The sequence below is a fragment of the Streptomyces sp. NPDC057136 genome (genome assembly GCF_042670885.1).
Classification (GTDB): Bacteria; Actinomycetota; Actinomycetes; order Streptomycetales; family Streptomycetaceae; genus Streptomyces.
On sequence record NZ_JBHUUV010000010.1, the window covers coordinates 124,798 to 138,473 of the forward strand.

Sequence of the window (13,676 nt, forward strand, 5' to 3'; positions counted from 1 at the left end):
TGGTGTCCTCCCTCGGTGTGCTGCCCGCGGGTGCTTTCGCGCTACTTCTTGGGGCCCGGGACGGTGGTCAGCAGGGGTTTGGGCGAGGTCTCGCCGGGCGGTGCTCCGATCGCGGTGACGGTGAACACGAGCGCGAGGGCTGCGGCCAGTCCGATGGCGGCGGCGACGAGGGCACGCATGCTCGGCCTCCCGGGAGCGGGGATCTGATGGGGCGTCAGGGTTGGGCACCGTAGCAACAGAGGCGCGAGATGAGAACACGCAGGGGCGAGATGGGAACGCGCGGGCGTAAAGAGGGGAACAAACAGAACCGCCCCCCTGCCCGTGAGGGCAAAGAGGCGGCTGTGCAGTGCGGAGCTCAGCGGTCAGGACACCGTGAGCACGATGTCGAGTGTGGCGCCGCCCTCGGTGGTGAGACGCAGCGTGTACGTGCCCGGGGCGCTGTCGGCGTGGATGGCCGGCAACGTCAGGAGGCCGCCCGCGCCGGTCTTGAGACCCGGGAGGGTGCGTACGGGAGTACCGTCCGCGCCCTTGAAGTACGGGCCCTTGTCGTTCTCGGCCGGCTGCTCGGCGTCGGTGATCATCGTGGCGGTGACGGCGACACCCGCGGCTGCGGCGCCCTTGTAGGTCGCCTTGACCTCGACGGCGTCGAACTGGGCGCCGGCGGCGGCCGTCACGGCCGCTTCCCCGGTCCTGGCGATGGCGTCGGCCTGGCGGGCGGTGACGGTCGCGCCGTAGGTGAGCGTGCGCGGATTGGTGGTGCCCGCGACGGCGGTCACCTTGAACGCACCGGCCTTCTCGCCCGCTTGCAGCACCGGAGAGGTGACCGTGCCGTCGGCCGCGGTACGGAAGGTGATGGTGGTCAGCCCTCCGGAGAAGCGCGTGTCGGTGTCACCGATGATGGTGAAGGTCACGGACGCCTTGGCGAGCGGAGCACCCAGGGTGTTCCTCGCCCGCACGGTGACTCGCTCGCTGAACGCCTGGCCCGCGGTGGCGGTCAGCGGGCCGGTACCGGCGTTCTCCAGGCTGCCGAGCGTCGGGGGCGGCGTGGGGCTGGGGGGCGGCGTCGTAGTGGGCGGCGGCGTGGTGGGCGGCGGCGTGGTGGGCGGCGGAGTCGGCTTCGGGGTGGTCGAGCCGCCGGCCGTCGGCGGCTTCGGGCTCGGTGTCTTTCCTCCGCCGGGGGCACTGGACGCGGGCGGCGTGGGCGAGGGGCTCGCCGAACCGCCGCTGTTGCCGCTTCCGCCGCGGGGACCGGTCGGCAGGACTCCGGCGCCGTCGGGAACCTCGTGGGTGCCGCGCTTGTAGTAGTCGAACCAGGAGCGCACCGTCCGCAGGTACTCCTGCGACTGGTTGTAGCTCAGCACCGCCCGGTCGAGGTCGGCGCCGACCGCCAGGTCGCGGGAACCGGCGCAGAGATAGAGCCCGGCCGCGAGTGCCGCGTCGTAGATGTTGTTGGGGTCCTCGCGGCCGTCGCTGTTGCCGTCCTGGCCCCAGGTCGCCCACGTGGAGGGGATGAACTGCATCGGGCCGACCGCGCGGTCGTGGGTGGCGTCGCCGTCGTACGCCCCGTCGTCGGTGTCCTTGATCAGGGCGAAGCCCTGGCCGTTGAGGGCAGGTCCGAGGATCGGCGAGTAGGTGGTGCCGTTCGCGTCGACACGGCCGCCGCGGGCCTGGCCGGACTCGACCTTGCCGATCGCGGCGAGGAGCTGCCACGGCAGGCGGCAGGCGGCGTCGCTGCCGGCGACGGACTGCTCGGCCTTCTTGTACGCGGCCAGGATCGAGGCGGGTATCCCGGCTTCCGCACTGCCGGTGACGGGCAGATTCACGGAGGTGCCGGGCTTGTTGGGCGTGGTCAGCGGCGGCAGGTCCGTGTAGTAGGGCGAGTTGCCCGTGGCCGCGCTGTCACCGGACGACGAGGAACCGGCCGTCTTCTGGTCTCCGCTTCCCGCGTCTTCGGCCAGTGGTGCACCGGGTCCCTGCGAGGCGGTGAGGGCTGCCACAGCAGCCGCGGCCACCGCTGTGGTGGTGGCCCCCCTGCGCAGTCGGCGGCCGAATTGCGCTGCCATACGTTCTGGTCCCTCCCCGTCGACGGCTGCTCGCGCTCCCCAGCGCGAGAACTCAGGCGACCCTACGACAACTCCTGCCGCCCGGACACTGGGCGTTGACCGGTTCTTACTGTTTTTTCACGTTCCCGACAGCAAGTTGTACGGCATGCCCCGGGCGCGGTACAGGGGCCCCGGAGGCTCACCCATACTTGCCGCCATGCCGTTCACGCTCAGTCATGCCGCCGCCGTGCTGCCGGGAATCCGCAAGACGGGCGCCGGACGCGGTCCGCTCGTCGCCTCGGCCCTCGTCGCCGGTTCGTTCGCTCCCGATATGACCTACTACGCGGACACCGCGATTCCCGGGGCGATGGAATTCGGCCAAGTGACGCACACCGTATGGGGCGTGTTCACCGTGGACGTCCTGATCGCCGCGATGCTGGTGGCGATGTGGCTGCTGCTGCGTGAGCCACTAGTGGCTCTGCTGCCCGCCCGCCGGCAGGGGCGGGTGTACGCGTTCCTGCGGGGACGGCGGCGGGAGCCCGGCCGTCTACGGCCCCTGGAAGCGCTCCGGTTCGCGCTGTCCGCGGCCATCGGAGCGGCCACCCATATCGGCTGGGACGCGTTCACCCATCACGACCGGTGGGGAACGGAGCTGATCCCGGCGCTCAACCGGAGCGTGGGCGGCTTCCCCGCCTACCAGCTCGTGCAGTACGGCAGTTCGGCGGTGGCACTGACGGGGCTCGTGTGGTTCACGGGTTCGGCGCTGCGCCGGGCCGGGACGGCTCCGGTGCCGGAAGCCGTGCCCGTACTCGGACGGCGGGAGCGGTGGTGGGCGGGCGGGCTGCTGGCGGTCTGCGTGCTCCTCGGTGTCATCCACCGCTGCGCGCGCTGGTACGCCTACTTCGGGCACATCTCCACACCCCTCGACATCATCCCGACCGCGTGCTTCGGCGCCGGGGCCGGGCTGGCGGTGGGACTCGTGCTGTACGGGGTGTGGATGAGGCTGCGGAGCGACGGACGCACCGGAGTGACCGGCCGCGGTGGGGATACGAGCCCCGGTCCTACGGAACGCTCCCGTCCGGGATCTCGCTGATCTCGCTGTCGGGGGTGAAGCCACGCACGGCGGCCGTACTGTCGCCGAGGCCGCGGTGGACAGCGGCCGCGATGCGTTCCAGGGTCCGTACGCGCGGTGCCCCGGCTCCGGGTGCTGGGCCATCCGGCCCAGCACCCGGGGCGCGCTGCCCCGGCCCCCGTGTATCAGTGCGCGGCGGACTCCCAGTCCGGCCCCACGCCGACCGAGACGTCCAGCGGTGCGCGCAGTTCGACCGCGGTCGACATCTCGTGGCGCAGGATCTGCTCGACCCGCTCGCGCTCGCCCTTCGCGATCTCCAGGACGATTTCGTCATGGACCTGGAGCAGCATCCGCGACTCCAGCTTCGCTTCGGTCAGGGCCCGGTCCACGTGCAGCATCGCGACCTTGACGATGTCTGCGGCCGTCCCCTGGATGGGGGCGTTGAGCGCCATCCGCTCGGCCGTTTCGCGACGCTGGCGGTTGTCGCTGTTCAGGTCGGGGAGGTAGCGGCGGCGGCCGAAGACCGTCTCCGTGTATCCGGTGGCCCTGGCCTCCTCGACGACGCGGTGCAGATAGTCGCGGACTCCGCCGAATCGCTCGAAGTAGGTGTCCATCAGACCGCGTGCCTCGCCGGCCTCGATGTTCAGCTGCTGGGAGAGACCGAACGCGGAGAGCCCGTAGGCCAGTCCGTACGACATGGCCTTGATCTTGCGGCGCATCTCGGCGTCGACGGCCGACTTGTCGACGCCGAACACCTGCGAGGCGACCGTGGTGTGCAGGTCCTCCCCGGAGGTGAACGCCTCGATCAGGCCCGCGTCCTCCGACAGGTGGGCCATCACGCGCAGTTCGATCTGGCTGTAGTCGGCCGTCATCAGCGACTCGAAGCCCTCGCCGACGACGAAGCCGCGGCGGATCGCCCGGCCCTCGTCCGTACGGACCGGGATGTTCTGGAGGTTCGGGTCGGTGGAGGAGAGCCGGCCGGTCGCCGCGACCGTCTGATTGAACGTGGTGTGGATACGGCCGTCCGCCGCGACAGTCTTGACCAGGCCCTCGACCGTGACCCTGAGCTTCGCCTGCTCGCGGTGGCGCAGCATGATGACCGGCAGTTCGTGCTCGGTCTGCGCCGCGAGCCAGGCCAGGGCGTCGGCGTCCGTGGTGTAACCGGTCTTGGTCTTCTTCGTCTTGGGCAGGCCCAGCTCACCGAAGAGGACTTCCTGGAGCTGCTTGGGCGATCCGAGGTTGAACTCGCGGCCCACCGCGGCGTGCGCCTCCTTCACCGCCTGCTGCACGGCGCCGGCGAACTGCTGCTCCATGCCTTCCAGATGGGCGCGGTCGGCGGCGATGCCGTGCCGCTCCAGCCGGGCCAGGAGGATCGAGGTGGGCAGCTCCATGTCGTGCAGCAGCTCGACGGCACCGACCTCCTTCAGCCGCGTCGTGAACGCGCCACCGAGGTCCAGAATCGCGCGGGCCTGCGCCATCAGGGCGTCGGCCTCGGCCTGGTCGTCCGCGCCGAAGGCCAGCTGTCCGTCGCCCGCGGCGGCCGGGGCCAGCTCACGGCCCAGATACTCCACGGCCAGGGCGTCCAGCGCGAAGGAGCGGCGGCCCGGCTTGACCAGGTAGGCGGCGAGCGCGGTGTCCATCGCGACACCCTCGATGTGCCAGCCCTGGTCCGGGAAGACCCGCATGGCGCTCTTCGCGTTGTGCATGATCTTCGGCCGTAGCGGATCGGAGATCCAGGCGGCGAACGCCTGCTCGTCGGCCTCGTCCAGCTGCGTGGGGTCGATCCAGGCGGCGGCCCCGTCGGCCGCGGCGAGCGCGATCTCCGTGACGGTGCCCGTGCCCAGGGCCCAGGTATCGACCGAGGCGACGCCGAGCGGCTGCCCGCCGTGGGCCGCCAGCCAGGGAGCCACCGCGCCCGCGCCCAGCACCGCGCCGTCCAGCTCGATACCCGCGGCGGGCGCCGGGCTCTCGTCCTCGGCGGCGCCCGGGTCCACGGCCAGCAGCCGCTCGCGCAGGCTCGGGTTACGGATCTCCAGGACGTCCAGCACCCCGGTGACCGCCGTGCGGTCGTACGGAGCGCGCTCCAGGTCCAGCGGGGTCTTCGGCAGCGCGACGTCGCGGACCATCTCGGTCAGCCGGCGGTTCAGCTTCACGGCGTCCAGATGGTCGCGGAAATTCTGGCCCGCCTTGCCCTTGACCTCATCGGCACGCGCCACGAGGTCGTCGAACGAACCGAACTGGTTGATCCACTTCGCGGCCGTCTTCTCGCCCACCCCCGGGATACCCGGAAGGTTGTCCGAGGGGTCACCGCGCAGCGCCGCGAAGTCCGGATACTGCTGGGGCGTGAGCCCGTACTTCTCCTCGACCTTGGCCGGGGTGAAGCGCGTCAGCTCGGACACGCCCTTGGTCGGGTACAGCACGGTCACGTTGTCCGTGATCAGCTGGAAAGAGTCCCGGTCGCCGGTGACGATCAGCACTTCAAAGCCCGCCGCCTCGGCCTGCGTGGCCAGCGTCGCGATGACGTCGTCGGCCTCGAAGCCGTCGATCGCGAACCGGTCGGCACGCATCGCGTCGAGGAGCTCACCGATCAGCTCGACCTGCCCCTTGAACTCGTCGGGGGTCTTGGAGCGGTTCGCCTTGTACTCCGGGAACTCCTGCGCACGCCACGTCTTGCGGGACACGTCGAACGCCACCGCGAAGTGCGTGGGCGCCTCGTCGCGCAGCGTGTTCGCCAGCATCGACGCGAAGCCGTACACGGCGTTCGTCGGCTGCCCCGTCCCCGTCGTGAAATTCTCCGCGGGCAGCGCAAAGAACGCCCGGTACGCCAGGGAGTGCCCGTCCATCAGGAGCAGGCGCGGTCGGTTGTCTGCCGTCTTCTTCGATGCCGTCTCAGCCACGCCCCCGATCCTGCCACGGCCCACTGACAATCCGGACCGGACGCGTCGTCGCACCGCACCGTGCGAGGGGTCCTGTCGGTGACGCGTGACAGGATCGTGAGCAGGAACACCTACAGGCACAACCATGCGGGCTCGGCAGAACCGCGCAGGCTCAAAGGGGAGCATCATGGCCACCAAGCCCCCGACCGGTGACCCGGTCCAGGACGCGCCGCAGGTCGAAGCGGTCCAGCACTCGGCGGCCGGGCTGCCCGCCGTCGCCCACACACTGCGCGTCGCCCAGCAGCAGATGGGCGTGCGCCGCACCGCGCAGACACTCCTCAAGGTCAACCAGAAGGACGGCTTCGACTGCCCCGGCTGCGCCTGGCCCGAGGGCGACAAGCGGCACACCGCCGAATTCTGCGAGAACGGGGCGAAGGCAGTCGCCGAAGAGGCGACGCTGCGCCGTGTCACCCCCGAGTTCTTCGCCGCGCACCCGGTCGCGGACCTCGCCACCCGCAGCGGCTACTGGCTGGGGCAGCAGGGCCGGATCACCCAGCCCATGTATCTGCCCGAAGGCGCCGAGCGCTACGAGGCGGTCTCCTGGGAGAAAGCCTTCGCGATCATCGCCGAGGAACTCAAGACACTCGCCTCCCCCGACGAAGCCCTCTTCTACACCTCGGGCCGCACCAGCAACGAGGCCGCGTTCCTGCTCCAGCTCCTCGCCCGGGAGTTCGGCACCAACAACCTCCCGGACTGCTCGAACATGTGCCACGAGTCGTCCGGCTCCGCACTCACCGAGACGATCGGCATCGGCAAGGGCAGTGTCTCCCTGGAGGACCTCCACCACGCAGACCTGATCATCGTCGCCGGACAGAACCCGGGGACGAACCACCCACGGATGCTCTCCGCCCTGGAACAGGCCAAGTCCGCGGGCGCGAAGATCATTTCGGTGAATCCGCTGCCCGAGGCCGGCCTGGAACGCTTCAAGAACCCGCAGACCCCGCTCGGCATGATCAAGGGCGCCACGCTCACCGACCTGTTCCTCCAGATCCGGCTCGGCGGCGACCAGGCCCTCTTCCGCCTCCTCAACAAAATGATCCTGGAGACGGAAGGCGCCGTCGACGAAGCGTTCGTACGCGAACACACCCACGGATACGAGGAGTTCGCGAAGACCGCGCGCACCGCCGACTGGGACGGGACGCTCACAGCCACCGGACTCGACCGCACCGCGATCGAAGAGGCCCTGGCCATGGTCCTCGCCTCCAAGCGCACCATCGTCTGCTGGGCCATGGGCCTGACCCAGCACAAGCACGCGGTGCCCACCATCCGCGAAGTGGTCAACTTCCTTCTGCTGCGCGGCAACATCGGACGGCCCGGCGCCGGCGTATGCCCGGTACGCGGCCACTCCAACGTCCAGGGCGACCGCACCATGGGCATCTTCGAGCGGCCCTCGACCGCCTTCCTCGACGCCCTCGACAAGGAATTCGGGATCACCTCGCCGCGCCACCACGGCTACGACGTCGTGCGCTCCATCGAGGCCCTGCGCGACGGAGACGCCAAGGTCTTCTTCGCCATGGGCGGCAACTTCGTCGCGGCGACACCCGACACCACCGTGACCGAGGCCGCCATGCGCCGCGCCCGCCTCACCGTCCACGTATCGACCAAACTCAACCGCTCACACGCCGTCACCGGCACCCGCGCCCTGATCCTGCCCACCCTGGGACGTACCGACAAGGACACCCAGGCCGGTGGCAAACAGTTCGTGACGGTCGAGGACTCCATGGGCATGGTCCACTCATCCCGCGGCAACCTCACCCCCGCGAGCCCCCACCTGCTCTCCGAACCGGCAATCGTCGCCCGGCTGGCCCGCGCCGTCCTCGGCACCGGATCCGCCACGAACTGGGAAGAGTTCGAGAAGGACTACGGCACGATCCGCGACCGCATCTCCCGCGTCGTCCCCGGCTTCGAGAACTTCAACGCCCGCGTCGCCGTACCCGGCGGTTTCACCCTCCCGCACGCCCCGCGCGACGAGCGCCGCTTCCCCACCGCCACCGGCAAGGCCAACTTCACCGCGGCCCCCGTCGAATACCCCGAACTGCCCGAAGGCAGACTGCTGTTGCAGACCCTTCGCTCGCACGACCAGTACAACACCACGATCTACGGCCTCGACGACCGCTACCGCGGCATCAAGGGCGGCCGCCGCATCGTCATGGTCAACCCCGCGGACGCCGAGACCCTCGGCCTCACCGACGGCGGATACACCGACCTCGTCAGCGAGTGGAGGGACGGCGTCGAGCGGCGTGCCCCGGGCTTCCGCGTCGTGCACTACCCGACCGCGCGCGGCTGCGCCGCCGCCTACTACCCCGAGACCAATGTGCTCGTCCCGCTCGACGCCACCGCCGACACCAGCAACACCCCGGCCAGCAAGTCGGTCGTCGTGCGCTTCGAGAACATGCGGTGACGAACATCCGGTGACGAACCTCGCAGCGGCCACCCACTAAGCGTTCGCTCAGCAGTCTGATAAGAACAGTGCACACAGCAATGAGTCAGCGCAGACGATCGGAGCCGGACCCCATGGGCGAGCACACCGCACCCAAGTTCCCCCAGGAGATCATCGCCGAGTACGCCGCACTCGGCATCGACCTCCCCGCACTCTTCTCCGCCGGACACCTCGGCGAGCGCATGGGCGTCACCGTCGTCGAGGCCTCCCCGGACCGCGTCGTGGGCACCATGCCCGTCGAGGGCAACACCCAGCCCTACGGACTCCTCCACGGCGGCGCCTCCGCCGTCCTCGCCGAGACCCTCGGCTCCATCGGCAGCATGCTGCACGGCGGGAGCTCCAAGCTCGCCGTCGGCGTCGACCTGAACTGCACCCACCACCGGGGCGTACGCAGCGGACTCGTGACCGGCGTCGCCACCCCCGTACACCGCGGCCGCACCACCGCCACGTACGAGATCGTCATCACCGACGAACAGGACAAGCGGGTCTGTACCGCCCGCCTCACCTGCCTGCTCCGTGACGCCCCCAAGCCCGCCGCCGGATAGTCACCGACAGCCCGAACACACCCCTGCCCGGCCCGGAACGCAACACGCATTCCGGCCGGGCAGACCCATATCCCCACCCCGAGAAAGCCGTTGACCAGCGAAATCAGTCAACTCCCTTGATCTCATGGCCTGTTCCATGAGCCACTCGTCAGCCACCACGCGCGATAGCGGGCGAGTACATCTTCCCCGATGTAACACTGCGTAACGCACATGCAATGAGACAGCCGGGCCCCACGGGCAGCCCCGGACACAGGGGCCGCTGCCACGCGCCCTCCGGCACCCCCCGAAGGCAACAGCACCAAGATCGGTTCAAGCGCCTTAACGGAGCTGCACGTTCTCAGCATGCGGTCACTTATTAGTCAAGCGATAAAGCCGCACATGTCCACACAGTCACCTCAAGCCTTCCTCAAGGGCATAACAAGAGCGTCACATCCTGCCGCTGCCCATCCCGGACCCCCGGCCCTGCCCTTAGAGTCACGGCCAGTCACCGCGCCGCCGGGCGCGTCTGCTGAACGACTGCACCAACCCAGTACGGCCCGGCGATCGTCACGGCACCTCAGCAGAGGAGGCCGCGCCAGGGAAAGGACCTCTTTCGTGCGACACCGTTCTTTGCTCATCCTCACCGCAGTGCTCACCACCGGAGCACTGACACTCACCGCCTGCGGGTCGCGCGACGACGACAACAAGAGCAGCGGCAGCGGCGACACCCAGACCATCGTCATCGGCGTCGACGCCCCCCTGACCGGCGACCTCTCCGCCCTCGGCCTCGGCATCAAGAACTCCGCCGACCTCGCCGCCAAGACGGCGAACGAGGACAAGACGGTCCCGGGCTTCAAGTTCGAGATCAAGCCCCTCGACGACCAGGCCCAGCCGTCCGTCGGCCAGCAGAACGCCGCCACGTTCATCGGCGACAAGACCGTCCTCGGTGTCGTCGGCCCGCTGAACTCCGGCGTTTCGCAGTCGATGCAGAAGCCGCTCAACGACGCCAGCCTCACCCAGGTCTCCCCGGCCAACACCGGCACCGAGCTGACCCAGGGCAACGACTGGAAGGCCGGCGACAAGAAGCGTCCGTACAAGACGTACTTCCGTACCGCCACCACGGACGCGATCCAGGGTGCCTTCGCGGCGAACTACCTCTTCAAGACCGCGAAGATCAAGGACGTCTACCTCATCGACGACCAGAAGCCCTACGGCGCCGGTCTCGCCGCCTCCTTCAAGGCGACGTTCACCGAGCTCGGCGGCAAGATCGTCGGCACGGACCACATCAACCCCGACGACCGTGACTTCAACTCCGTCGTCACCAAGGTCAAGGGCTCCAAGGCCAAGGCCGTCTACTACGGCGGCGAGTACCCCGCCGGCGCACCCCTGAGCCAGCAGCTCAAGGACAGCGTCAAGATCCCGCTCATGGGCGGCGACGGCATGTACAGCGCCGACTTCATCACGCTGAACAAGAAGTCCCAGGGCGACATCGCCACCTCCGTCGGCAAGCCCGTCGAGGAGCTCGAGTCCGCCAAGAAGTTCATCGCGGACTACAAGACGGCCGGCTACAAGGACGCCTACGAGGCGTACGGCGGCAGCACCTACGACGCCACCTGGGCGATCATCGAGGCCATCAAGGCCGTAGTCGCCGAGAACGACGGCAAGCTCCCCGAGGACTCCCGCGCCAAGGTCCTCGCCGCGATGAGCAAGGTCCAGTTCGAGGGCGTCACCGGCCCCGTCTCCTTCGACGAGTTCGGCGACACCACCAACACCATGATGACCGCCTACCAGGTCGACGGCGGCAAGTGGGTCTCCAAGCTCAGCGAGGCCGTCAAGTAGGTCCCGCAAGAACTCCCGGTCACACATAGCGACCAGACCGCGCGGGAGCGCTACGAGCGCTCCCGCGCGGTGCCATATCCGAACCACTCCACGGAGGCCCTGCGGTGAACGAACTGCCGCAACAGCTGGCCAATGGACTCATCCTCGGCGCGATGTACGGTCTCATCGCGATCGGTTACACGATGGTCTACGGAATCATCCAGCTCATCAACTTCGCACACGGCGAGATCTTCATGATCGGAGGCTTCGGTGCCCTCACGGTCTACCTCGGCCTTCCGTCGGGTCTCTCCCTCATAGCTGCGATACCCCTCATGATCGCCGGTGGCGTCATCGCCGCCGTCGCGATCAGCATGGCTGCTGAACGCTTCGCCTACCGGCCCCTGCGCACAGCACCACGCCTAGCCCCCCTCATCACGGCCATCGGTCTCTCGCTCGCTCTCCAGCAAGCAGTGTGGATGTGGTACCCGGACGCCACGAAGGACCGTTCCTTCCCCCAGTTCAAGGGCGAAGCGTTCGAAATCTTCGGCGCCAACATCCAGCGCGGTGACCTCTTCGTCCTCGTCGTGGCCCCCCTCTGCATGATCGCCCTCGGCCTCTTCGTCTCGAAGACCCGCGCCGGACGCGGCATGCAAGCCACCTCGCAGGACCCCGACACCGCCAAGCTCATGGGCATCAACACCGACCGCATCATCGTCATGGCCTTCGCCATCGGTGCCGCGTTCGCCGCCGTCGCCGCCGTCGCCTACGGGCTCAAGAACGGCCAGATCGGCTTCCGCATGGGCTTCATCATGGGGCTCAAGGCCTTCACCGCAGCCGTCCTCGGCGGCATCGGCAACATCTACGGCGCCATGCTCGGCGGAGTCGTCCTCGGCGTCGCCGAATCGCTCGCCACCGGCTACATGAGCGAGGTCCCCGGCATGGAACTCTTCGGCGGTGGCGCCTGGAAGGACGTGTGGGCCTTCGTCCTCCTCATCCTCGTCCTGCTCATCAGGCCCCAAGGCCTGCTGGGCGAACGCGTCGCGGACAGGGCGTGATACCCATGACCACCCAGAACGCCCCGACCTCCCTGGCCCTGCCCACCGCAGCCGCCCGCATCGCCACCACAGCGGGCGCGGCCATCGCGCTCATCGGCACCTTCCTCGCCTGGACCTGGACCGACGAATTCCCCGGCGACCTCACCGTCACCGGCTACCCCGGCGGCCTCCAGGTCCTCGCCCTCATCTGCGCAGCACTCACCCTGCTCTTCGCGCTCTCCGGATACGGCATCAAGGGACTGCGCTGGCTCACCCCAGGCGGCACCAACAGCCCCACCCGGCTCCTCGCCCTCGGCACCCTCGGCGTCGTCGGCTACTCCATCGGCGCCATCACCGTAAAACTCGGCGGCGCCGTCAACCTCGAACCCGGAGCCTGGGTCAGCGGCATCGGCGCACTCATCGCCGTCATCGCCTCCCTCCAACTCCCCAGCGACCTGCCCCTCGACAAGGACAGCTCGCCGAACGCCTGGGAACGATTCCGCGACAGCCTCCGCGCACCCGCGCCGGGCCGCGCCAAGGACCTCCCCGCCTGGGCCGAGATCCTGATCATCGCCGTAGCCTTCGGCATCGGGCTGCACATCTTCACGTACGGCATCGACACCGAATACGCCGAGCTCTTCATCGGCTTCATGATCACCGTCGCCTTCGGCTTCACCGCGGTCAGCCGCGCCGGGCTCATCGCCCGCATCACCGCACTGACCACCAAGCACCGCAACGTCACCCTCGCCGCCGCCCTCGTCGCGGCGTTCTGCTTCCCCTTCACCCAGCAGAACGAGCAGTACGCCCTCATCGGCGCGAACATCCTCATCTTCGCGACCGTGGCACTCGGCCTGAACGTCGTCGTCGGCCTCGCCGGCCTCCTCGACCTCGGATACGTCGCCTTCCTCGGCGTCGGCGCCTACGCCGCCGCCCTGGTCTCCGGCTCCCCGATGTCACCCATCGGCGTCCAGTTCCCCTTCTGGGCCGCCGTCCTCACCGGCGCCGCAGCCTCACTCGTCTTCGGCGTCGTCATCGGCGCCCCGACCCTCCGGCTGCGCGGCGACTACCTCGCCATCGTCACCCTCGGATTCGGAGAGATCTTCCGGCTCACCGTCAACGCCCTCAACGGCGTCAGCGGCCCGGACGTCACCAACGGCTCCCAGGGCATCCCGAGCATCCCCGACCTCAACATCCTCGGGTTCGACTTCGGGATCAGCCACGACATCGGCGGCTTCACCCTCGGCAGGTCCGCCAACTACTACCTGCTGATGCTCGTCTTCACCGGCGTCGTCGTCATGGTGTTCCGCCGCTCCAACGAATCCCGCATCGGCCGCGCCTGGGTCGCCATCCGCGAAGACGAAACCGCAGCCACCGCCATGGGCATCAACGCCTTCCGGCTCAAGCTGCTCGCCTTCGCCCTCGGCGCCACCCTCGCCGGACTCGCCGGAACCGTACAGGCGCACGTCTCCTACACGGTCACCCCGGAGCAGTACCAGTTCGCCGGATCCGTACCGCCCAACTCCGCGTTCCTCCTCGCCGCCGTCATCCTCGGCGGCATGGGAACCCTCAGCGGACCCCTCGTCGGCGCCGCACTGCTCTACCTGATCCCGGCCAAACTGCAGTTCATGCAGGACTACCAGCTCTTCCTCTTCGGACTGGCGCTCATCCTCCTGATGCGCTTCCGCCCCGAAGGCCTGGTCGCCGACCGCAGGAAGCAGCTCGAATTCCACGAGACCGGCCAGCTCGACGTACCACCGGACGTACCACTCACCGACACGGCCGCCGGAACCACGAAGGCGGGGGCGTGACC

9 protein-coding genes are annotated in these 13,676 nt (G+C 69.0%); 6 read left to right on the top strand and 3 right to left on the bottom strand.

Going from position 1 to position 13,676, the window contains the following annotated elements; genetic code table 11:
- Nucleotides 1-41: 41 nt before the first annotated feature.
- Together ACFT7S_RS15365 and ACFT7S_RS15370 are read right to left on the bottom strand one after the other, a co-directional pair.
- Nucleotides 42-179 (bottom strand): SPW_0924 family protein, encoded by a 138-nt coding sequence (locus tag ACFT7S_RS15365; protein ID WP_328909580.1) that lies wholly within the window; start codon nt 177-179, stop codon nt 42-44.
- Between the two features lie 183 nt (nt 180-362).
- A complete protein-coding gene (locus ACFT7S_RS15370) occupies nt 363-2,063 on the bottom strand; it encodes a lytic transglycosylase domain-containing protein (RefSeq protein WP_382731648.1) in 1,701 nt (566 codons plus the stop codon).
- A 196-nt stretch (nt 2,064-2,259) separates the two neighbouring features.
- Here ACFT7S_RS15370 and ACFT7S_RS15375 point away from each other — a divergent pair, with 196 nt between their 5' ends.
- Nucleotides 2,260-3,135: a DUF4184 family protein gene (locus ACFT7S_RS15375; RefSeq protein WP_382731651.1), complete on the top strand. Its 876-nt coding sequence runs from the start codon at nt 2,260-2,262 to the stop codon at nt 3,133-3,135.
- Nucleotides 3,136-3,299: 164 nt separating this feature from the next.
- Here the strand turns inward: ACFT7S_RS15375 and polA are convergent, their stop codons facing one another.
- Nucleotides 3,300-6,011, bottom strand: coding sequence for a DNA polymerase I (polA, locus tag ACFT7S_RS15380; protein ID WP_382731652.1), 2,712 nt, complete (start codon nt 6,009-6,011; stop codon nt 3,300-3,302).
- A gap of 166 nt (nt 6,012-6,177) precedes the next feature.
- Here polA and ACFT7S_RS15385 point away from each other — a divergent pair, with 166 nt between their 5' ends.
- From ACFT7S_RS15385 to ACFT7S_RS15405, 5 genes are all read left to right on the top strand, one after another.
- Nucleotides 6,178-8,451, top strand: a complete 2,274-nt coding sequence (locus ACFT7S_RS15385) for an FdhF/YdeP family oxidoreductase (protein WP_382731654.1) — start codon at nt 6,178-6,180, stop codon at nt 8,449-8,451.
- A 113-nt stretch (nt 8,452-8,564) separates the two neighbouring features.
- Nucleotides 8,565-9,035 (top strand): PaaI family thioesterase, encoded by a 471-nt coding sequence (locus ACFT7S_RS15390; RefSeq protein WP_382731656.1) that lies wholly within the window; start codon nt 8,565-8,567, stop codon nt 9,033-9,035.
- 609 nt (nt 9,036-9,644) lie between these two features.
- On the top strand, nt 9,645-10,853 hold the full coding sequence (locus tag ACFT7S_RS15395) for a branched-chain amino acid ABC transporter substrate-binding protein (RefSeq protein WP_382731883.1): 1,209 nt from the start codon (nt 9,645-9,647) through the stop codon (nt 10,851-10,853).
- A gap of 104 nt (nt 10,854-10,957) precedes the next feature.
- Entirely contained in the window at nt 10,958-11,887 is a 930-nt protein-coding gene (locus tag ACFT7S_RS15400; RefSeq protein ID WP_382731659.1) for a branched-chain amino acid ABC transporter permease, read from the top strand.
- A gap of 5 nt (nt 11,888-11,892) precedes the next feature.
- Entirely contained in the window at nt 11,893-13,674 is a 1,782-nt protein-coding gene (locus tag ACFT7S_RS15405) for a branched-chain amino acid ABC transporter permease (protein WP_382731662.1), read from the top strand.
- Nucleotides 13,675-13,676: the final 2 nt, after the last annotated feature.

Bases quoted from the DNA above. Each gene is read 5' to 3' on its own strand.
- ACFT7S_RS15365 (WP_328909580.1), bottom strand. From the start codon at position 179: ATGCGTGCCCTCGTCGCCGCCGCCATCGGACTGGCCGCAGCCCTCGCG.
- ACFT7S_RS15370 (WP_382731648.1), bottom strand. From the start codon at position 2,063: ATGGCAGCGCAATTCGGCCGCCGACTGCGCAGGGGGGCCACCACCACA.
- ACFT7S_RS15375 (WP_382731651.1), top strand. From the start codon at position 2,260: ATGCCGTTCACGCTCAGTCATGCCGCCGCCGTGCTGCCGGGAATCCGC.
- ACFT7S_RS15385 (WP_382731654.1), top strand. From the start codon at position 6,178: ATGGCCACCAAGCCCCCGACCGGTGACCCGGTCCAGGACGCGCCGCAG.
- ACFT7S_RS15390 (WP_382731656.1), top strand. From the start codon at position 8,565: ATGGGCGAGCACACCGCACCCAAGTTCCCCCAGGAGATCATCGCCGAG.
- ACFT7S_RS15405 (WP_382731662.1), top strand. From the start codon at position 11,893: ATGACCACCCAGAACGCCCCGACCTCCCTGGCCCTGCCCACCGCAGCC.